General features: G+C 70.7%; 20 protein-coding genes. 7 read left to right on the top strand and 13 right to left on the bottom strand.

From position 1 onward, the window contains the following. Positions 1–188 precede the first annotated feature (188 nt). From ACFYU0_RS05040 to ACFYU0_RS05020, 5 genes are all read right to left on the bottom strand, one after another. Positions 189–1625: a carotenoid oxygenase family protein gene (locus ACFYU0_RS05040; protein WP_389297836.1), complete on the bottom strand. Its 1437-nt coding sequence runs from the start codon at positions 1623–1625 to the stop codon at positions 189–191. 289 nt (positions 1626–1914) lie between these two features. Next, positions 1915–2898 (bottom strand): potassium channel family protein, encoded by a 984-nt coding sequence (locus ACFYU0_RS05035; protein WP_389297834.1) that lies wholly within the window; start codon positions 2896–2898, stop codon positions 1915–1917. Positions 2899–3066: 168 nt separating this feature from the next. Further along, the gene (locus ACFYU0_RS05030; RefSeq protein WP_389297832.1) at positions 3067–3705 is read right to left on the bottom strand and encodes a hypothetical protein; all 639 of its coding nucleotides are present in this window, start codon (positions 3703–3705) and stop codon (positions 3067–3069) included. Positions 3706–4214: 509 nt separating this feature from the next. Continuing rightward, positions 4215–5135, bottom strand: a complete 921-nt coding sequence (locus tag ACFYU0_RS05025) for an NADP-dependent oxidoreductase (RefSeq protein WP_389297831.1) — start codon at positions 5133–5135, stop codon at positions 4215–4217. A 148-nt stretch (positions 5136–5283) separates the two neighbouring features. Then, positions 5284–5922 (bottom strand): HD domain-containing protein, encoded by a 639-nt coding sequence (locus ACFYU0_RS05020; protein WP_351663586.1) that lies wholly within the window; start codon positions 5920–5922, stop codon positions 5284–5286. Positions 5923–6057: 135 nt separating this feature from the next. Between ACFYU0_RS05020 and ACFYU0_RS05015 the strand changes: the two genes are divergently transcribed. Next, complete coding sequence (locus ACFYU0_RS05015; protein WP_389297828.1) at positions 6058–7035, top strand: GlxA family transcriptional regulator; 978 nt, start codon at positions 6058–6060, stop codon at positions 7033–7035. Between the two features lie 135 nt (positions 7036–7170). Here ACFYU0_RS05015 and ACFYU0_RS05010 read toward each other — a convergent pair whose 3' ends face one another. Further along, positions 7171–7920: a hypothetical protein gene (locus ACFYU0_RS05010; protein WP_389297826.1), complete on the bottom strand. Its 750-nt coding sequence runs from the start codon at positions 7918–7920 to the stop codon at positions 7171–7173. Positions 7921–8095: 175 nt separating this feature from the next. Then, positions 8096–9094 carry an aldo/keto reductase gene (locus tag ACFYU0_RS05005; protein ID WP_389297824.1) on the bottom strand — a complete coding sequence of 333 codons (999 nt, stop codon included), beginning with the start codon at positions 9092–9094 and terminating at the stop codon, positions 8096–8098. A gap of 106 nt (positions 9095–9200) precedes the next feature. On the opposite strand from ACFYU0_RS05005, the gene ACFYU0_RS05000 reads away from it, so the two are divergent. Both ACFYU0_RS05000 and ACFYU0_RS04995 read left to right on the top strand, forming a co-directional pair. Continuing rightward, complete coding sequence (locus ACFYU0_RS05000; protein ID WP_389297822.1) at positions 9201–10088, top strand: LysR family transcriptional regulator; 888 nt, start codon at positions 9201–9203, stop codon at positions 10086–10088. Positions 10089–10228: 140 nt separating this feature from the next. Next, complete coding sequence (locus ACFYU0_RS04995) at positions 10229–11350, top strand: PP2C family protein-serine/threonine phosphatase (RefSeq protein ID WP_351663581.1); 1122 nt, start codon at positions 10229–10231, stop codon at positions 11348–11350. A 161-nt stretch (positions 11351–11511) separates the two neighbouring features. Here ACFYU0_RS04995 and ACFYU0_RS04990 read toward each other — a convergent pair whose 3' ends face one another. The 3 genes from ACFYU0_RS04990 to ACFYU0_RS04980 form a co-directional block, all read right to left on the bottom strand. Beyond that, entirely contained in the window at positions 11512–11925 is a 414-nt protein-coding gene (locus tag ACFYU0_RS04990) for an SRPBCC family protein (RefSeq protein ID WP_389297819.1), read from the bottom strand. Between the two features lie 138 nt (positions 11926–12063). Further along, positions 12064–12339: a hypothetical protein gene (locus tag ACFYU0_RS04985; protein ID WP_389297818.1), complete on the bottom strand. Its 276-nt coding sequence runs from the start codon at positions 12337–12339 to the stop codon at positions 12064–12066. Between the two features lie 475 nt (positions 12340–12814). Further along, the gene (locus tag ACFYU0_RS04980) at positions 12815–13738 is read right to left on the bottom strand and encodes a helix-turn-helix domain-containing protein (protein ID WP_389297817.1); all 924 of its coding nucleotides are present in this window, start codon (positions 13736–13738) and stop codon (positions 12815–12817) included. 83 nt (positions 13739–13821) lie between these two features. On the opposite strand from ACFYU0_RS04980, the gene ACFYU0_RS04975 reads away from it, so the two are divergent. The 4 genes from ACFYU0_RS04975 (at position 13822) to ACFYU0_RS04960 (ending at position 18098) form a co-directional block, all read left to right on the top strand. Continuing rightward, complete coding sequence (locus tag ACFYU0_RS04975; protein ID WP_351663578.1) at positions 13822–14415, top strand: non-oxidative hydroxyarylic acid decarboxylases subunit B; 594 nt, start codon at positions 13822–13824, stop codon at positions 14413–14415. A gap of 37 nt (positions 14416–14452) precedes the next feature. Then, complete coding sequence (locus tag ACFYU0_RS04970; protein ID WP_389297815.1) at positions 14453–15880, top strand: non-oxidative hydroxyarylic acid decarboxylases subunit C; 1428 nt, start codon at positions 14453–14455, stop codon at positions 15878–15880. 28 nt (positions 15881–15908) lie between these two features. Further along, entirely contained in the window at positions 15909–16154 is a 246-nt protein-coding gene (locus tag ACFYU0_RS04965) for a non-oxidative hydroxyarylic acid decarboxylases subunit D (RefSeq protein ID WP_389297813.1), read from the top strand. 678 nt (positions 16155–16832) lie between these two features. Next, positions 16833–18098, top strand: a complete 1266-nt coding sequence (locus ACFYU0_RS04960) for a PP2C family protein-serine/threonine phosphatase (RefSeq protein ID WP_389297812.1) — start codon at positions 16833–16835, stop codon at positions 18096–18098. 237 nt (positions 18099–18335) lie between these two features. On the opposite strand, the gene ACFYU0_RS04955 is transcribed toward ACFYU0_RS04960, so the two are convergent. From ACFYU0_RS04955 to ACFYU0_RS04945, 3 genes are all read right to left on the bottom strand, one after another. Continuing rightward, positions 18336–18506 (bottom strand): DUF5670 family protein, encoded by a 171-nt coding sequence (locus ACFYU0_RS04955; RefSeq protein WP_011113206.1) that lies wholly within the window; start codon positions 18504–18506, stop codon positions 18336–18338. A 191-nt stretch (positions 18507–18697) separates the two neighbouring features. Next, complete coding sequence (locus tag ACFYU0_RS04950) at positions 18698–19072, bottom strand: VOC family protein (protein WP_389297810.1); 375 nt, start codon at positions 19070–19072, stop codon at positions 18698–18700. A gap of 293 nt (positions 19073–19365) precedes the next feature. Then, positions 19366–20385: a histidinol-phosphate transaminase gene (locus tag ACFYU0_RS04945; RefSeq protein WP_389297808.1), complete on the bottom strand. Its 1020-nt coding sequence runs from the start codon at positions 20383–20385 to the stop codon at positions 19366–19368. Position 20386 lies beyond the last annotated feature (1 nt).

Here is a 20386-nt window from a genome sequence, read left to right as displayed (position 1 = left end):
TCCCGCCGGGCTCGGCCGCGCGGTGATCTCGAACACTCGGCGCCGAGCCGGCCGGGCGCGCTCAGCGTGGACTCCTTCCTCGCGTTTCGAGGCTTCGACGCCCCCTCGCGGGGCCCGGTGCTCGCGGTGTTCAGCGGTCGGTTGCCGCGCTGCGGGAGGTGTTCGGTGGCCGCCGCGCCGCGACCGCGTCACTCCTCGGTGGGCAGCCAGGTGCCGTGCAGGCCGAGCGGGACGCGGACCGGGATGCGGACGCGGGCGACCGGCCCTTGAGCGAAATCCTCCGCCGGCAGGACGAGGAACCAACTGGTGCTGTCGGTCCGGTCTGTGGCGAAGGTCAGCCAGTAGCCGCGCTCGCCGCCGCGCGTGCCCGGCACCGGCGCGAAGACGGGCTCGCCGACGGACAGGGCGCCGGCGTTCCAGGATTGCGCGGCGACTCCGGTGCCGCGGATGTCGTACCGGCGCAGCGCGTCGTACTCGCCGGGCAGCAGACCGCCGACGCGACCGCTGTCCGCGGCGACCGCGAGCCGCTGATGGGGGCCGGTCAGGAGGCGGTCGTCGATGCGGGGCAACTCCACCCGTGCGTCATCCAGGCGTGTGCGTGCCACGGTGCCGGCGGCCGGGTCGATGACGGCCCGCGTCAGTCCGTGGTGCCCGCTCTCCCGGGGCCTGCCGTCAGGGGGGCCCGGGCCGAGGGTGAGGGCCGGCCACTGCACATAGTCGAGGATCACGCGTCCGTCGTCGGGGTCTTCGTAGGCGTTGACCGTGTGCCACAGCCAGAACGCCTCGTCGTCGGCCCAGCCGACGGGACCGCCGTCGCGGGGGATCAGCGCGATGCGCGTGCCGCGCTCCGGGCGCCACGCGACGAAGGAGCCGCCGCTCATGGCCGCCTCGATGTCGAAGAAGGCCGGGGCCAGCACCAGGACGACATGGCGGCGGGTGAGGGCCATGTCGTGGATCATCTGCGGTTCCGCGATGCCCTCGACGGCGGTGGGGCCCTGCCGGACGACGCCGTCCGGGCCGATCACCGCCCACGTCAGGTACGGCGCCTCCAGGCCGTAGCAGAAGACGGCCATCTCACCGGTCACGGGATCGATCTTGGGGTGGGCGGTGATGCCGGCCGGCAGTTGCCCGTCGAAGGTCTCCTTGCCGAGGGTGTCGAGCCCGGGGCTCATCCGGAACGGGCAGTCGGACTCGGCGAGGGCGAGCAGGCGGCCGGCGTGCTGGACGACGTTGATGTCGGGCAGCGGCTTGAAGGTGTGCGCGAGCACGTCGCCGACCTCTTCCGCGCCGGGCAGAATCATGGATTGCAGACCGCCCCACAGTGCCCGCCCGGCGCTTTCCTCGGCGATCATCGAGGGGGTGCGGACGAAGCGGTTGCGGTAGCGGGCACGCCGGGCCGACAGCCAGACGCCGTGGATCATGCCGTCGCCGTCCAGCGGATACAGATAGCTGCCGATCGGGGTGAAGCGCGGGTTGGGGCCGTTGCGCAGGTACACGCCGTCCAGCTCGTCCGGCAGCTCCCCGGTGACCTCCAGGTCCACCGCGTCGACTTCCTCCGTGACCGGGGCGAAGCGTCCGGTGAGGTGGGCTACGCGCGTCGGATCGAAGGCGGCGGCAGGCGTCATGGGATCCTCCCCAGACGGAGTGCAGGCACCTGATCAGTCAAATACCGGTCCTGGCCCCCTGCCACTCGGGCCGACCCCGGACGCAGCAGCGAACGCGCGGTCACGGCGCGCGTCCGGGTCCCGCAACGCAGCCGAGGCATTGGGCCCTCGACCTCGCCGCCGCCACCTGGTCCTCCCGCGGCGGAGGCCACCCGCGCGTCCCGAGGAGCCACGAGGAAAGCGGCGAGTCAGAAAGCGGCGAGTCATCAGCCCTCCCCCGGCTACCGGGACTCCCCATGGCCGGCTTCGTCTAGTCGTCCTCGATGGGGCGCAGGGCGCCGGGGTCACCGAACACGATCATGGTGTCGCCGGCCTGTACGGCGGTCTCGGGATCAGGGTGGGGCTCCAGCGAGCCGTCGGCGCGGCGGATCAGCAGGGGCAGCGCTCCCCCGCAGGCCTGGCGCAGGGGCCGGCCCACCAGGCGTGAGCCGGCATCGACGCGGATCTCCTCGATCCGGACGTCGGAGCTGCCGGCCCGGGTGAACTCCAGGAAGTCCACCACGTGCGGGCGGACCGCCAGCAGAGCCATCCGCCGGCCGCTGGTGATGTACGGAGAGACCACGCTGCTGGCGCCGGCATGGGTGAGGCGTTCGGCCGACGCCGCCTCCGAGGCGCGCGAGACGATGGCCAGGGAGGGATTGAGGGAGTGGGCGATCAGGGTGATGTAGACGTTCTCGGCGTCCGAGTCCACCGCGCAGACCAGACCACGTGCATGGTCGATGCCCGCGCGGCGCAGCACCTGCTCGGAGGCGGCGTTGCCGATCAGGTAGGGCACACGCTCACGCTGCAACTGCTCTTCCAGGTCGGCCTTGTTCTCGATCATGACGAAGGGGACGCCCTCGGCCTGGAACTCGCGGGCCACGGCCTGGCCGACCCGCCCGTAGGCGCAGACGATGAAGTGGTCGCGCAGCGCGTCGATGCGATGCTGCATGCGTCGCTTCCTTCCCGCAGGCCCGAACCGTCCTTCCACCAGCGCCGTCCCGATCAGCCCCAGGACCGCGACGAAGACCGCGACACCCACCACCGCCAGGGCGGCGGTGAAGAGCTTGCCGGCCTCGGTGAGCCGGTCGGCGCCGGAGAACCCTTCCGTGGTCAGCGTCATCACCGTCATGTAGACGGCGTCCGGCAGTGGGAACCCCAGCAGCGAGAACCCGCCGATGCCGGATGCGAGCAGGGCCAGGAGGGCGAACGCCGCCAGGAGTACCCGCCGCCCCGTACCGCGTGACGGCCACACAGCACCTCCTGCCCCTCGCCTTGTCTTCAGTGTCCTCACCGGGCATCGGGGAGCAACACGGAGCGGCGCCCTGAGGACGGGCGGGGTACGCCGAACGTGCGGTGCTTGCACGCCGTGAGGGCCGCACGCCGTGGGGGCGAAGGGGATGCGCCACCGGTGCGCGGCGCCTCAGTGCAGGATGCTGACGGCTCGGGCGATCACCAGGAGCGAGGTCAGGAGCGCGGAGATGCTCTGGATGCCCATCATGGCCTTGGCCCGGATCGACAGCGGCATCGTGTCGGTCGGGCTGAAGGCGGTGGAGTTGGTGGTGGACACGTACAGGTAGTCCATCAGTGTGGGGACCCAGTCCGAGGTGGCACTGGCGCCGTCGGCGACTTCCTGGACGGCGTCGTCGTTCTCATCCTGGGAGAAGCGGAAGTCGGCCAGGGGCAGGGCGGAGCGGGGTGCCTGGGTGCGGCTGACCGGGCCGCCCCTGTCCAGCTCCCAGTACGCCAGCCCGAAGACGATGATGTTGGTGAGCCACACCTGCAGTGCGGCCACCAGCAGGGACCGGCCGTCCTTCACCCCCGCGTAGAGCAGTTCATGGATGAGGATGGCCAGCGCCACGAGATTGCTGACCGCGATGACGCCCACGAGCGTCAGCGACAGCACGCGGAACGTCTTCGTCTGCCGGGTCAGCCGTTTCGGATTGATCGCGATGAGCGGGATGAGCAGCAGGCATTCCAGGGCGGGCAGCACGTAGCGAGCGATCAGCAGCTGTTGCGGCAGCACCAGGTACAGGGCGATCGCGATGAGGGTGGCGACCACCGCCGGAAGCCGTGCCTCTCCCCTGCGCTCATGCCTCGGATGCCTGGTACTCGCCTGTGCCCGCGTACGCGCCATATCCGCCCGCTCTTCCGCTCGTTGCCACAGACAGTGCGCGGCGCCTGGCGTCCCTGTGCGATGCCCGCCGCCGCGCACCTTCAGCATGTACCCCGATGCCCGCTACCAGTGCCCGCGGCTTTGCGGTCCGGGTGGAAGTGCTGCCGGGCGTGAGCGGTCCGGTCGCGGACAGACCTGTGGCCCGGACCTCAAGGCCGGGCCACAGTCACAGCCATGATCGTGAAGGGCGGTCGCCTACGCGGCGAAAGGCGATGCAGGGCTTCAGCCGAACGATCGTCCCTGCATGCGATGGGTGAGGCCCGGGGACACTGTCCCCTCCACGATCACGACATGCACAACCGCGCCGGACCGCGCGACATTCCCGTGCGCTCCCGACGGGCCCTCGCCGCCGGCGCTGCCGGCCCGGCGCCGGCTCGGTGCTCTCCTGGTCGCGCTCAGTCCTCGGCGACGCGGATGATCGTGCGGCCGGGGACGCGCTGCTTGGTGGTGAGGGCGTCGACCGCTTCGGCGAGCGGCCGGACCGCTCCGACCCGCACCCGCAGCCGGCCGTCCCGCAGACGCTGGGCGAGGTCGCCGAGGCGGTCGCGGTCGGGTTCCACGACGAAGAAGAGGGCCCGACCGTCGTCCGGGCGCACGGTGGGCGGATGGGCGATGGTGACGAGCGTGCCGCCGGCGCGTACCAGGGCGGCGGAGCGGTCGAGGATCTCGCCTCCGATCACGTCGAAGACGACGTCGACCTGACCGGCCTCCTCCCACCGGTCGGCCCCCAGGTCGAGGAACGCGTGAGCGCCCAGGTCGAGCACGGTGTCCCGGTCGGCGGAGCGGCCGGTGCCGACGACACGGGCTCCCGCTTCATGGGCGAGCTGGACTGCGATCGAGCCTACTCCGCCCGCGGCGCCGTGGATCAGGACGGTCTGGCCGGCGGTGAGCCGGGCGTGGTCGAACAGGGCCTGCCAGGCGGTCAGGCCGGAGACGGGCAGTGCTGCCGCCAGTGTGTGGTCTATGTCGGCAGGCAGCGGCGCGAGGTTCCGGGCCTCCACGGCGACGTACTCGGCGAGCGCGCCGTCGCGGGTCCAGTCGGTCAGTCCGAACACGCGCTGACCGATGGTGAGGCCGGTCGTCCCGTACCCGAGTTCCGTCACCACCCCCGAGACCTCGTGGCCCGGCACGCTGGGGGTGCGGTCGCGGCCGGCGCGGTCGGTCCAGGTCGCGGGCCAGTCGAGCTCCCCGCGGGTGAAGCCGGCGGCGTGCACCCGCAGAACGACGTCGTTCTCGGCGGCGTGGGGAGGGGCCAGGTCCTCGAGGATCAGCCCCGTGATTCCTGCCTGGCGGTCCCGGACGGTTATGGCGCGCACGAGCGCTCCTTTCTTGCTGAGGTGTCTTCTTCTACGTCCGCGGGCGAATTCGAATTCATACGGAGGGCGAAATCCTGATGCGTTTCGTGGAGAGGAGGGGAAGCGTTCGCATCAGCGTGATCACGGCGAACGCCGGCACGCGTTCGCGTCAGCGCGGCCACGGAGAGTCCATGATCCGCTGCACCATCGACGTACGGTGGAAATCGGGAACGAAGTGCTCCAAGACGTCCGCATTGACGGTCCCGTAGGTGGTGTCCGGCCGGTCCCTGAGGCCGTCGACGAACGCCTGCAGGAATTCCTTTTTGAAGTCACCGCGCGGATGAGCGGCGACGATCTCGTCCAGCCGGTCGCTCTCCAGGCCGTCCAGCCCCCAGCCGACCGCGTCGGTCAGCACGCCGTAGTTCGTGGCGGCAACCTCGGGCTCCATGCGGCCGGGGATCCCGGGTGAGGTGTGCAGGGCGATGGCCCGCCACACCACGTCGGCCGCGTCCTCCGAGAATCCGCGGTCGAGCAGGAATGTCCGTGCGTGGTCGGCGCCGTCGAGTTCGAAACGCTGCTGCGTTGCGGAGAAGGGAAGCACAAGGCCCACGTCGTGGAACATCGCCGAGATGTAGAGCAGCTCCGGATCGGGTCGCAGATCGAACGCGGGGGCGTGGAGTGCGGCGAAGAGGAATACACGCCGGGAGTGGTGGAAGATCAGCGGGCTGGTCCTGTCCCGAACGAATTGCGTGGCCTGTGCGACGGCCGACGTCTCGGGTATTTCCACGCCTGCGATGATGTCCGTCATGGTGACCGTGTTCTCCGATGCGATCTGTTACGAGTGGACCGTGTGTCCGTCCTCCACGGTGCCGACCGCACGGCCCATGGCGCCGCCTCGGTCGGGCCATGAACCACTCGAATCCAGTCATCTCAGGATGGGCCAGTGAGCCCGGGCCCGCATCGGGTGACGATCCTCGTCCACGACGGCGTGAAACTGCTGGACGTCGCCGGTCCAGCCGAGGTCTTCGGGGAGGCGAACCTGCTCGGCGCCGACTACCGGATCGCCCTTGTGTCACCGAAGGGCACCGAGGTCACCACATCGATGGGACTGCGGATCGCCGTGGAAGGCAGTGCCGCCGCACAGCCGGACCCCGACACGTTCCTGATGCCGGGCGGTGACGTCCACCCCAGGACCCCCGTCCCTCGTGAGCTGGCCGAAGCGGCGAGGAACCTCGCGGCCCGGGCCGGCCGGATCACCTCCGTGTGCTCCGGCGCCTTCGTGCTCGGCGCATCGGGTCTCCTGGACGGCAAACGGGCGACCATCCACTGGAAGATCGCGGCCGAGCTCACCGCCCGGCACCCGAGGACACATGTCGAGCCCGACGCCATCTATGTGCGCGACGGCAACACGTACACGTCGGCGGGTGTCTCCGCGGGCATCGACCTGGCGCTCGCTCTCGTCGAGGAGGACCACGGCCCCGACATCAGCCGGGAGGTGGCCCGCTCCCTGGTGGTCTATCTGCAACGCGCGGGCGGGCAGTCGCAGTTCTCCGCACCGCTGCAGGGCCCGCCGCCCCGCTCCCCCGCTCTGCGCCGGGTCGTCGACCTCGTCACCGCGGATCCCGCCGGCGACTACTCCCTGGCCGGACTCGCCCGGCGGCTCAACGTCAGCACACGGCACCTCACCAGGCTGTTCCGTGAGGAGTTGGGCACCACGCCCGCCCGGTACGTCGAGTCGATCCGTTTCGGTATCGCGAAGTCGCTGCTCGATCAGGGACACACCGCGACACAGACGGCGGCCATGTCCGGGTTCCCGAGCTACGAGAGCCTCCGCCGCGTGTTCACGCGGGAGCTGGCCATCAGCCCGGCCGCCTACCAGCGCCGGTTCGCCACCGCCCGGCGCGAGCCGTCCGAGGGGTGAAACCGAGCGCGGCGGGGGGATCCCCAGGGCAGGGCACCCGTCGATCGCGTCGCAGTGTGTCGCAGTGAAGTCCCTAGGTTGCTCCGGCAGGGCAGAAGGCGGCCCACGACCCTTGCGTGGTCCCGTGTGATTCGGTCAGGACGTGGGCGCGTCCGGCTTCGGCTTCCGTCGCACGTCGACCACCTTCACGTCGTCGGTCTCCGGAGCACCGAACGCTTCGACGATCACCCCGCTGCTGGTACCGGTGATCTCCAATGCCAGGTTGCCGCCCATGAAGCGCAGGTCGAGCCTGGCCCGCGGCGCACCCGCATGGTTCGGCATCCGGTGAATGCGCGACGCCGGATAGTCCAGGCTCATGAGCCTCTCGCGCATCGCCTCATAGCTGACCGTCCTCGTAGCCCTGAAAGCCTCGCTGATGCGCTCCGCGTGCTCCCTGCCGCTGCACTTCTCGATGCCGGTCAGCGGCACTTCCTTGAGCGACTCGGGCTCGGCGGGGGACGGCGTCGACTCGGGCGGCCGGGGAGCATCCGAAGGGAGGGGAACGGGTATGTCGCCGTCGGCGTTCGGGTCACCCGGCGGGGTCTCGCTCGGCCCGTATCTCTGTGTGGGCCCTTCCTCCTCGCCGGGCAGGTCCTCTGGCTTGGGCACGGCACCACCGCCCTTGTCGTTCGGGCGGTCCGGGGCGCAGCCCAGCGTGATGCGGGTGATCAGCTGAAGGAACCGCATTTGCGGATCGTCGTGCCGGGTGCCCTGGGTGGTTGCCGCCGAGACCGCACTGCCTGCGGAGGTCTGATCCGTGGCGGTCTTCTGAGTGCCGCAGCCGGACAACACCAAGCAGCCGAGCGCGGCCACCAGAACGGGCTTCGAGAGGGATGTCGATCGCATGTACGCAACATGCCGGAAGCTGATCACCCCCACATGAGCGCTCGTACTCACCTTCACCCGAGTAACGCCCAGGATCGGCTGCCTCCCGTGCTCACGAACCTCGACTGTGGTGCGACCGAGGATGCGGCGATCGCCCGGCCCCGTGTCATCACGTGCCGGCGGCTAGGCAGTGGTCTCAGTCGCCGAGCAGGGCGCCGGCGCCCTCGGGGACGAACCGCTTCAGCGCCTCGTCGATGCGGCCCAAGGTGTCCGGGTGCAGGTGCACTCGAGCCGCAGCCAGATTCTCGGCGATGTGGGCCGGGGTCCGGCTGCCGGGCAGGGGAACGACATGCTCGTCCTGGTGGAGCAGCCAGGCCAGGGCCAGCTGGGCGGGGGTGAGTCCGAGGTCGGCGGCGATGCCGCGCAGTGGGGCGTAGCGGTCGTAGTTCGTCTTGAGGTTGGCCGAGTCGAAGCGCGGGAGGTTGCGGCGGAAGTCGTCCTCGGCAACGTTCTGGACGGTTCCGGTGAGGAAGCCGCCGCCGAGTGGGCTCCAGGCGGCGATGCCGACGCCGAGTTCGCGGGCGGTTGCGTGCAGGTCCGGGTCGATGGGCTGCCACATCGACCACTGGACCTGGACGGCGGCGACGGGATGGACGGCGTGGGCCCTGCGCAGCTGGTCCGCGGTGACGTTGGACAGGCCGAGGTGGCGGACCAGCCCGTCGGAGATCAGGTCGGCGATGGCGCCGACGGTGTCCTCCAGTGGTACTTCCGGGTCGGGGAAGTGGGGGTAGTACAGGTCGATGGCGTCTGTGCCGAGGTTTCGCAGCGATTGCTCGGCGTAGCCCCGCACATGCTTCGGCTCGGCGTTGACGGCAAGCTCGCCGAAGGCGTAGGCGACCGGGAAGCGATGCGCCTGCGCGCCGTCGGGGATGCGGAATCCGAACTTGGTGGCGACTGTCACCTCCTCGCGTCGCCCGCGCAACGCCTGGCCGACGATCCGTTCGTTGTGGCCGTCGGGGCCGTAGCCGTCGGCGGTGTCGATCAGCGTGGCGCCCTCGTCGAGGGCGGCGTGCAGGGCGGCGACCGCGCGGCGGTCGTCGATCTCCCCGTACATGCCGGGTGACAGGACCATCGCGCCGAATCCGATCGCGGAGGTTTCCAGGCTCGCGAGGTGGCGTGTGGGCAACGTGGTCATGGGGTCTCTCCTGTGGAGTGGATTCGCCGGCCGGGAGCTCGGCCGTACTCCAGGATCCGGCGCTGCCGGCCGGCACGTCCAAGACCCTCGGCTATAACCATTGGCTATGGATGTCCACCTGCGCGACCTCAGGTATTTCGTCACCGTGGCCGAGGAACTGCACTTCACCCGGGCGGCGGAACGGCTCTATGTCTCCCAGCCGGCGCTGTCGAAGCAGATCCGGGTGCTGGAGCGACAGCTGGGCTTCCAGCTGTTCGACCGGCGCCCCACCCAGTTGGCACTCACCGCCCAGGGGGAGGCGTTGCTTCCTCGGGCCCGGGAGTTGTTGGCGGCCTGGCGGGACGCGCTGAGGACGGCACGGACGGCCGGGCCCGCTGTCGTACTCACGGTGGGGATGCAGACGGCTGTCGGCCGGGACGTGCAGCGCGATGTGCTCAGCGGCTTCCGGGAGCGCGGCTGGCAGATCACGCTGCGGCTGGTGGCTTGGGAGGACCCGAGTGCGGGTCTGGCCGACGGCGGTTCCGATCTGGCGTTCGTCTGGCTGCCGCTGCCTGGCAGGGACTTCGCGACCCGGACCCTGGCACGGGAGCGCCTCTGGGTGGCGTTGCCCGCCGGCCATCGCCTGGCTGACCAGCCAGAAGTCGACTTCGCCGAGCTCGCCGACGAGCCGTTCGTCGCCCTCCCCCGCAGTGCGGGTCCACTGCGGGACTTCTGGCTGGCGACCGCGGCCCGCGCCGGCCGAGAGCCGCGGATCGGCGCGGAGGCCGGAAGCTCCGACGAGGTCTTCGAAGCGGTGGTCTCCGGACAGGGCGTGGTGCTGATCGCAGAGGGCAATGTCGGCCTGTACCAGCGCCCCGACCTCGTGTACCGGCCGGTGCGGGGACTGCCCGAGGCCGAGCTGGCCATCGCCTGGCGCGCCGACGACCACCGGCCGCAGGTGACGGAACTGGTTGCCGCCCTGACCAGACACGGCCGCTCGGCGTCGAACAGTTGAGGAAGCGGCCGCGTGCCGAGCTTGCCGGACGGTCCGCGCTGATCAGCGCAGCACGTGGTTGCATTTCGAACGGCCCGTGCAGCACCCGCACTGCGGAGCGGCGCGTTCCCGCAGGGAGTGGCGGGTGGAAGGCTTGGGGCATGGCTTTGCGACCGTGGCGGGACGCCCGCCTGTCCTGGTGGCCGGGTCACGCGCCCGCGCTGATGGTGATCCCTCTGGGGCTGATCGTCACGGTGTGCGTCGTGGATGTGCTCGCTCCGCCGCACATCCATCTCGGGCCCCTGCTGGTGGCGGCGCCGGCGATCACGGTGGCGTTCGCCGGGGCCCGCGTGACGGCGCTGATGGGAGCGCTCGCGGTGGCGGCCCAGGTCGTCATCGGTGTGCTGAGAGGGGTCCTGTCCACCGCCAACATCCAGGCGCAGATCATCGCTCTGATGGTCGTCTCCGCCGTCTGTGTCGGCATCTGCGTGGTGCGGGACCGGCGTGAGCGCCAGTTGCACCAGGTGCGGTCCGTCGCCGAGGCGGCGCAGAGCGTCCTTCTGCAGCCCCTGCCCGCCCGCACCGGCCCGCTCCGGATCGCCAGCCTGTACATGCCCGCCGAGGAAGAGGCCGATCTCGGCGGAGACCTGTACGCGGCTGCGCGGACCGATCACCACAGCACCCGGCTCCTCATCGGCGATGTGCGCGGCAACGGCCTGTCCGCGATCAACAACGCCGCCCTGCTGCTGGGCGCGTTCCGGGCAGCCGCCCATCGGCAGGCCACCCTGCCCCGTCTCGCGGTCCACCTGGACGCGGCGTTCCGCTGGGACACCCGTCAGTGGCGTGCACCGGAGGCGCAGGACACCGACGAGGACTTCGCCACCGCGATTCTGCTCGACATCCCCGACCACGAGCCGGTCGTCCACCTCATCAGCTGCGGCCACCCGCCACCGCTCCTCCTGCGAGGGACTCGGGTCACCCCTCTCGTGCCCGACGCGAGCCATCTCCCGATCGGATTCGGCGGTCCCTTCGGCTTCACCGCCTACGAGATCCAGACGTTCCCGTTCGCGGCGGGCGACCTGCTGATCCTCTACACGGACGGCGTCATCGAAGCGCGCGATGCCGGCGGCCGCTTCTACCCGTTGACCGAACGAACGTCCCAGTGGGCGAAGGACGACCCCGACGAACTCCTGCACGCGCTCCACGACGACCTGCTGGCCCACGTCCACGGGCACCTCGACGACGACGCCGCCGTGGTCGCGATCCGCCGTCTGTCCGTCTGAAGGAGACGCGTTGCCGGCCGGCACCGGCTGCTGAGTGCGCGCTCCGCTGTCGCCGGGCCGGTCGCGCATGGCTCACCGGCAGCCGTCATCGGTCTTGAGGCGGGCGCGGTGAGCGGGTCCTGTGACACGGCAAGGGTCGGGCCTGGGTGGACGCCGCAGGTCTAGGCTTCAGCGGCTTCGACCTCTTGCTTGATCCCGTTCAGGGCCTCCCGGATGCCATGATCAATGTGCTCGCCCTCCGCGTGCTCGGTGTGCAGTTCCACGGTCAGGCGGGATGTGCCGGCGTCCTCACCGTCGTCGACGTGCAGCCGGCCGTGGTAGTCATGGGGGCCGGGCGCGCCCCATTCCAGGCTCTTGCCGTCCTCGAGGACACGCAGCCATGCCTCGCTGGTCACGTCCTGTTCCGGGGCGTCGGGGGGATCGATGTGCGCGGTGACGGTCACCTTGTCGCCGTTGTGAGGGCGCGCCGAGGTCAGCCGGGGCATGTAGGAGGGCAGGTGCTGCACGTCGGACAGGTAGGCGAAGAGCCTGTCAGGCGGGACGTGCACCGTGATGCTGTCGCTGTAGTCACCCATAGCCCACCATGTCCCCGGGGGCGGGCCGTTCCGAAACGGGGAACGCGTCCCGTCGCCCGGTTCGCGCAGTGACTGTCGACTGCCGTCCGTCCGTCCGGGCATGGTCATCGCGCCCTGGCAGCCCGGTGACGCGGGTGCCTAGCGCGGTTCGTGGGCTGCCGCCCGGCAGGCGCCGTTCGCGGCGCCGCCCGCCACTCCGGCCCCGGTCAGGCCGGCCACGCAGCTCTGCAAGTCTCCGACCACGCCACGGCTGCAGGCCGCTGTTACGGAGTCGGTGTCGGTGGCACCGGCCTGTGTGGCCATCTGCGCGCAGGCGGGGATGTCCGCCCGGGCCGCGGGGGCGACGAGGACCGCACCGCCGAGGGTAAGGGCCAGCGCTGTGAAGGCGCCGGCTGCACGGGTCGGACTGCGCATGAGAACCACCAGCTTTCCAGGCTGTTCACTCGGGACGGAAACGGGGCTCGACGCGAATCGACTGCCGGCACCCGGCAGGTACTCGCTCGCGTCCCGCTGGTCACGCGACTCTTGATGAGTGCGGGAGCCGGCTCGGAGCGGACACCGGCGGCCTGGCGCGACGCGCGTGGGGAGCGCGCGCCTTCCGCGTCGGTCGCGCGGCCCTTCGCCCAACCGGCCGGATTCACGCGGTCACGCCGCCCGGCGACGGTCGGTGAGCGGTGCTCCCCGCCCGCAGGCCGGGGAGATGGCCGCGCGCCGGATGAGACGCACCCGGACCGCCACTCGCTGCCTCCCCATCCAGCGTCGCATCCTCTTCCCCGTCCGTCCTGTGCAGCAGCGGCCCCGTCAGGGATGAGCGAGGGACGAGCGGGCGCAGCGCAGGAGCGGGCGCGCAGCGTCCCGGCGCTCCCGCCGGGACGGCCGACCCGAGTCCTCAGGGCTCCGTACGAGCGAGGTCGGTCCCCGCCTCGGCCTGACGCGGCGACAGGTCCTCGCGGAACGCGCCCGGCGTCACGTCCGTCCGCAGCCGGAAGAACTTGGTGAAGTCGCTGGCGTCGGTGAATCCGAGCCGGTCCGCGACCTCCTTGGCGGTGAGGCCGCTGTGCCACAGCAGCCGCTTCGCCTCGAGAAGGACCCGGTCGTCGACGTACTGCTTGGCGGTGCGGCCCGTCGCTGCGAGCGTCGCCCGGGTCAGGGTGCGCGGGTTGTAGCCGAGTGCCGCCGCGTAGTCCTCCACACGCCGGGTCACCGCGTGGTCCCGCTCGACGGCCGCGTGGAAGCGGCGGAACGTCTGCGACGCGGGCGCCGGCCGGGGCACCGGGCCGCGTGCCTGCGCGAGCCGCACCACCAGCACGGACAGCAGCGCACGCAGCACGTCGGCGTGGACCGACAGGGGCAGCGAGGCCATCGCCCGGTATTCGTAGGCGAGATGGTCGAGCGCCCGCTGCAGGCCCTCCACGGCCGGTCCGTCGGGTGTCGTCGGACGCTGCTCGTACGGCGGGTCCATGTGCGCCGCCGTCACCGTGGCCGGCGGCAGGAAGCCCGGCTGGAACAGCACCACCACCCCGTCCGCCGCCACCAGGTCGGGGCCGAACCGCTGCACCTGGCCCGGCCGGATCCACAGCCACGCTCCGGGGCGCAGCTCGTGCTCGACGAAGTCCACCCAGACGCGCAGCGGCCGTGCCCGAACACCGATCAGCTGGTGAAAAGCCGGCCGCAGCGGCGTGTAGGGGTCGTTGCCGTGACGGCGCGAGCGCTCGTACAGATCGGCGAGCTCCATCACCTCGACCCCGGCCGCGGCCCCCACGGTCGGGGTGTAGGCCAGGTCCCTGACGTCAGACTGTCCGTTTTTCCCCATCGCGAGTCCCGAGGATACCGCCACCCGCCTCTCACTGCTGTCTAGCGTCAAAGCACAGGTCAGCGACGTGGAGGAGTGATCCGGTGCGGTTGGTCGTGGGAATGACCGGGGCGACGGGAGCCCCGTTCGGTGTCCGGCTCCTGGAACAGCTGAGGGAGCTGCCGGACGTGGAGACACATCTGGTGCTGTCCCGGTGGGCGCGCGCCACCATCGAGCTGGAGACCGGGCGGTCCGCGGCCGACGTGGCCACGCTCGCCGACGTCACGCACCACCCCGACGACCAGGGAGCCACCATCTCCTCCGGGTCCTTCCGCACCGACGGCATGGTGATCGTGCCCTGTTCCATGAAGACTCTGGCCGGCATCGGGGCCGGGTACGCCGAAGGGCTCGTGGCCCGCGCCGCCGACGTCACCGTCAAGGAGCGCCGCAAGCTCGTCCTCGTTCCGCGGGAAACACCGCTGAGCGAGATCCACTTGCGGAACATGCTCCATCTGGCCCGCATGGGCGTGCAGTTGGTGCCGCCGATGCCCGCCTTCTACAACAACCCGCGCACCGTCGACGACATCGTCGACCACGTCGTGACCCGCATCCTCGACCAGTTCGACCTGCCGGCGCCGGCCGCCAAGCGCTGGGCCGGTATGCGCGCGGCCCGGACCGCCTCGGCGCCCCTCGGCTGACACCGCCTCAGATCATCCACCCCAGAAGGACTTCATCATGGCCCATGACGATCTGCGCAGCTTTCTCGACACCTTGGAGAAGGAGGGCCAACTGCTGCGCATCACCGACGAAGTACTGCCCGAACCCGATCTCGCGGCCGCGGCCAACGCCACCGGCCGCATCGGCGAGAACGCCCCCGCCCTCTTTTTCGACCGGGTCAAGGGCTTCACCGACGCCCGCATCGCCCTGAACGTCCACGGCTCGTGGGCCAACCACGCGCTCGCCCTCGGACTGCCGCGCAACACGCCGGTCAAGGAGCAGGTCGAGGAGTTCGCCCGCCGCTGGGACGCCTTCCCCGTCCCGCCGGAGCGCCGCGAGGACGCACCCTGGCGGGAGAACCACCAGGACGGCGACGACGTCGACCTCTTCTCCGTCCTCCCCCTTTTCCGCCTCAACGACGGCGACGGCGGCTTCTACCTGGACAAGGCCGCCGTCGTCTCACGCGACCCCGAGGATCCGGAGAACTTCGGCAAGCAGAACGTGGGCACGTACCGCATCCAGGTCATCGGGCGCGACCGGCTCGCCTTCCAGCCCGTCCCCATGCACGACGTCGCCCAGCACCTGCGTAAGGCCGAGGAGGTGGGCGAGGACCTGCCCATCGCCATCACCCTCGGCAACGACCCCGTGATGGCGATCGTCGCCGGGATGCCGATGGCGTACGACCAGAGCGAGTACGAGATGGCCGGTGCGCTGCGCGGTGCGCCCGCTCCGATCGCCACCGCGCCGCTCACCGGGTTCGACGTGCCGTGGGGCAGCGAAGTCGTCATCGAGGGCGTCATCGAGTCCCGCAAGCGCCAAATAGAGGGCCCGTTCGGGGAGTTCACGGGCCACTACTCGGGCGGGCGCCGCATGCCCGTCATCCGCGTGGACCGAGTCTCGTACCGCACGAATCCGGTTTTCGAGTCGCTGTATCTCGGCATGCCGTGGACGGAGTGCGACTACCTCGTCGGCCCCAACACCTGCGTGCCGCTCCTGAAGCAGCTGCGCGCGGAGTTCCCCGAGGTGCAGGCCGTGAACGCCATGTACACGCACGGCCTCATGGTGATCATCTCGACGAGGAAGCGGTACGGCGGCTTCGCCAAGGCCGTCGCCATGCGGGCCATGACGACACCGCACGGTCTCGGCTACGTGTCCCAGGTGATCCTCGTCGACGAGGACGTCGATCCGTTCAACCTGCCGCAGGTCATGTGGGCCATGTCCGCCAAGGTCAACCCCAAGGACGACGTCGTCGTCATCCCGAACCTGTCGGTCGTGGAACTCGCGCCCGCCGCCCAGCCCGCCGGTATCACCAGCAAGATGATCATCGACGCGACGACCCCGGTCGCCCCCGACCTCCGCGGCAACTTCTCCACGCCGGCCAAGGACCTGCCCGAGACCGCCGAGTGGGCTGCCCGCCTGCAGCGGCTCATCGCGGCCCGCCACTGACCCCCTCTCCCTCGATAGGACGACTTCCATGAACGAAAAGCCTGTTGATTGCCCCCGCTGCGCGTTCGAGACCGTCACCCGGCTCGCCACGTCACCCGTCCCCGGAGTATGGGATGTGCTCCAGTGCGGCCGCTGCCTGTACACCTGGCGAACCATCGAACCCGCCCGCCGCACCCGTCGCGATGCCTACCCGGACGCCTTCAAGCTGACCGAGGCCGACATCGACGACGCCATCGAAGTACCGGCCGTCCCACCACTGCGAAGCCACAGCTGACGATGCCGTGGCCGTCGCCTCGGGCAGTGCCGGGTTGCTCGCGGCGGCTCGTGCGAGGGAGCTGTCAGAGGCGTCGATCAAGATCCTCAGGGTCGAGAGGGCGAGGGCCGGGTTGGCGGCCGCGTGACGGCGTGTGACGGCCGGATCCGCCGCCATGCGGTGGAGCGGGGCGGCAGGACAGCCCGGGTGGCGGGCCACCGCGGCGCTTGCGGACAGTGATCACCAGCCTCCTGGTCTAGTCCCCGGCCGTCCACGGCCCCGGGCCCCGGCCCCGTCCCGCGACGGACCGCCCGTCTTCGCCTGGGCCGACAGGCTGCGCAGCGAGTTCGACGACGCGTTCCCCGACGAGGTTCCCCCCCTCGCAGCGAGGCGACGGAGCTGCGGCAGCCTGATGAACCTATGGCGCCCTGTCCGACCTTGTCCTTGAGGTCCGGGACACCCGCCTGAGCGTCTATGCCTTCGCCGAGGTGCTGCGATCCTGGAGGCTCTGAGACCGGGCCGCGGCCTCCCACCACGTCCGCCCGCGCCGACCGGCCATGCCCCACGCTCTCCCCGGAATTCGCCGCAGCCGCCTGACGACCACGCTGCGGGGCAGGGCGTGTGCCACAGGTTTCTCCGGTGGGCGGCACTGCTGAACCTTACGTAGATTTGAGAGCGAGCCATTGGCAGGGAATGGGTGTGGAACCCGACATCGACTACTCCGGGGTGTTCGCCGCCCTTCCGAGCCCGTGCCTGGTGCTCGGCACGGACCTGGTGATCGCCGATGCCAACGCGGCCTTCTGCGCGGTGACCGGACGCAGCCGTGGCGAGCTGGTCGGGCAGTATCTCTTCGACGCCTTCCCCAGCAATCCCGCCAGCCCGGAAGCCGACGGGGTGGCGACGCTGAAGGACTCACTGCACCGTGTCCTGTCCTCCCGCCAAACGGATCACATGGCGTTGCAGAAGTACGACATCCCGGTCGCCGGCAATCCCGAGGTCTTCAAGGAGCGGTGGTGGACCGCGATCAACGTGCCGGTCCTCGGCCCGGGCGGGGAGGTCGCCTGGATAGTCCACCGGTCCGAGGACATGACCGAGGTCGTCCGTGCCCGCCGCACGGCGGATCTGCCGTCGGTGAGTCCCGGCCGGGAAGCGGCCATGGAGGCCGAGCTGTACTCCCGGGCACGGCAGCTGCAGCGGCTGAACGAGGAACTGCGGCAAGCTCACGCCCGTGAAAGGCGCATCGCCGTCGCTCTCCAGGAAGCCATGCTTCACTCCCCCGACCTGGCCCGGCACCCGGATGTCGCCGTGCGCTACCTGCCCGCGACCGGATCACTGAACGTGTGCGGCGACTGGTACGACGCGGTGGACCTGCCCACGGACCGCTTCACGGTCACGGTCGGCGACGTGGTCGGCCACGGGCTGATGGCCGCCACCGTCATGGGCAGGCTCCGCAGCGCGCTGAGCGCCGCCACCCGCGCCGTTTACGGCCCTGCCCAGGCTCTTGAGGTTCTGGGGTTGTATGCGCGCTCCGTCGAGGGCGCGCTGGCCGCCACCGTCGCCCAAGTCCTGGTGGACTGTCACAGCCGCCTGCTGTTCTACAGCAGCGCCGGCCACCCCCCACCCGTTCTTCTGCATCCGGACGGGACCTGCACTCTGCTCGACCAGGCCACCGACCCCCCGCTGGGCGCCCGCCCCGAACACGTCCCCAGGCCACAGGCCACCGCGACCTACACTCCCGGCGACACTTTGATCCTTTACACCGACGGCCTGATCGAACGCCGCGGTGAGGACATCGACGCCGGGCTGTCCCGGCTGATCTCCACGCTCGCCGCCTGCACCGCGTTCGGCGCGGAGCACCTCGCCGACGCCCTCCTCGCCCGCCTCGACGTCGCCGGCGGCGCCGACGACGACATCGCCTTGGTCGTCGTCCGCCTGGACGGGACGACCAAGCCGTCGGCGCCCTGAAAGGAAACCGTCGGCCGCTCGGGCGCAGCGGCCCCGCAGGCAGGAGGAGCAGGGTTCCACTGCTGGGCCTGCGGGGCCGTTGCATGTCTCACGTACCCTGCGATGCGCCCGATACGCCCGATCCCTCCCAACCGCCCGCGGGATGGCCGGTTACGCGAGTGGGGCCCGGCCGTATACGGCCGGGCCCCACTCACTTCCCGCGCACGGCGCGTTCCGCGCGCCAGGTGTATCTGTCGTCTACCAGCGGTACCAGCGGCCCTTGCGGCCGCCACTGTCCGCCGTACGGACGACGAAGCCCAGCAGCCATACGACGAGCACGATCACCGCGATCCACCACAGCGCCTTCAGCGCGAAACCCGCACCGAAGAGGATCAGGGCCAGCAGAAGAACCAGAAGCAGGGGAACCATCGTTATCAACCTCCTGGCCAACAGGTGCCCTTACCTCATGCCGACAAGCCCACAAAACAGGAGTTACTTTCGCAGAGGACGGGGCACATGCGCGGGCCCCGCACGCCAGACATGGTCCCCCAGCCCCGTCGGGGTCGGGTCGCGGCGGGCCGGGCACCGCGTTTCGGCTGCCCGACCAGACGCTCCCTCAGCTACAGGTACGGGCGGGTGATCAGCTCGATCGCGTGACCGGCGGGGTCCTTGAAGTACACCCCGCGACCGCCGTGCTCGCTGTTGATCTCGCCTGGGCGTCGCATCTGCGGATCGGCCCACTGCTCGATGCCGCGGTCACACAGCCGCCGATAGGCCCGGTCGAACAACTCGTCGTCGATCAGGAACGCGTAATGCTGCATCTGGATCTCCACCGGCGGCTCGGCGAACTGGAGCAGCACGCCGTCGGAGAGCTGGATGTTGGTGAACGGGCCCCAGGACGGCGCTTCGGGGACTTCCAACAGCTCACGGAAGAACCGAGCCGACTCGTTGCGATCTTCGGCCGCGATGATGGTGTGGTTGAACGTGACTGTCATTCAAACCTCGATGTGGTTCGACACGAAAACGGACTCGTAGTGCACGAGCGTCGGGAGGTCCGCGTGCCGAACCGAGGGGGTGCCTACCGCGCACCCGGTCATCGATCAGCCCTCCACCGGATAGCCAATCCGTGCGTGGCGTAGCGCCGGTCCGGTGTTCATGTCCGGTGACCCTACTCAGTCTCGCCGGCTGCGACAACAGCGAGGTACCCGTGACAGCCGACGGCACGAACCGGTCCGGGGCTCCGGCCGCCGGCGGTGGCCGGAGCCCCTGGACCGTACCGCCGGGTGCTTCACGCGTTCGGCGCGCGCCGCTGTCCGCGCAGTCCGGCCAGCGCGGTCAGCACGGCGTCGCTGGCCTTCCGGTCGCCCACGGTGAGCCGCAGGCCCTCGTTGGGGTAGTGGCGCACCTGGACGCCGGCGCCGGCGAGCGCCGCGGCGCCCTCGCCGACCGGATCGGGCGCCGCGAGCCAGACGGAGTTCGCGTGGCCGGCCGGTACCCGCCAGCCGATGGACACGAGCTCGTCGCGGAGCCGCTCGCGTTCGGCGACGACGGTGTCCACGCGCCGGCGCAGCTCGCTCTCGGCCCGCAGCGAGGCCTTCACCGCGGCCGCTGCCACCGCGTTGATCCCGAAGGGCAGCTGCTGCCCGCGGATCCGCTCCACCAGGGCCGGGGCGCCCAACCCGTAGCCGATCCGCAGTGCCGCGAGACCGTAGGCCTTGGAGAACGTGCGCAGCACCAGCAGGTTGGGGTACGCACCCGAGAGTGCCGGCGAGTCCGGCAGGTCGGCGCCGCGGGCGAACTCCACGTACGCCTCGTCGAGGAGCACGGTGACGTGCCGGGGAACCCGGCGCAGGAATGCCGACAGGGCCTCGGCACCGATGAGGCTGCCGGTGGGGTTGTGAGGGTTGCACAGCACCACGACCCGCGTGCGGTGGTCGAGCGCCGCGAGCAGGGCGCCCAGATCCTGGTGTCCGTCCGGCGACAGCGGTACGGGGACGGATCGGGCGCCGGCCATGGCGGCCAGTAGGGGATACGCGTCGAACGTGCGCCAGGCGTGGGCCACGGTGTCGCCGGGCCGGACCACTGCCCGGAACAACTGCAGCGCCACGCCGACCGATCCGCTGCCGACGGCGACCCGGTCGGGAGGCACCCGGCACCAAGCGGCGATCCGCTCGGTGAGGTCGTCGGGGTGGGACTCCGGATAGCGGTGGGCCTGCGCCACGGCCCGCCGCATCGCCTCGCGCACCGAGGGCAGCGGCGGATACGGACTCTCGTTCAGGGCGAGCCGGTGCAGCACGGGGACGTCCACG

Source organism: Streptomyces sp. NPDC003720, from assembly GCF_042875075.1.
Taxonomy (GTDB): Bacteria; Actinomycetota; Actinomycetes; order Streptomycetales; family Streptomycetaceae; genus Streptomyces.
The sequence above is the reverse complement of the archived record's forward strand: the minus strand, read 5'-3'. Positions and strand labels throughout refer to the sequence as shown.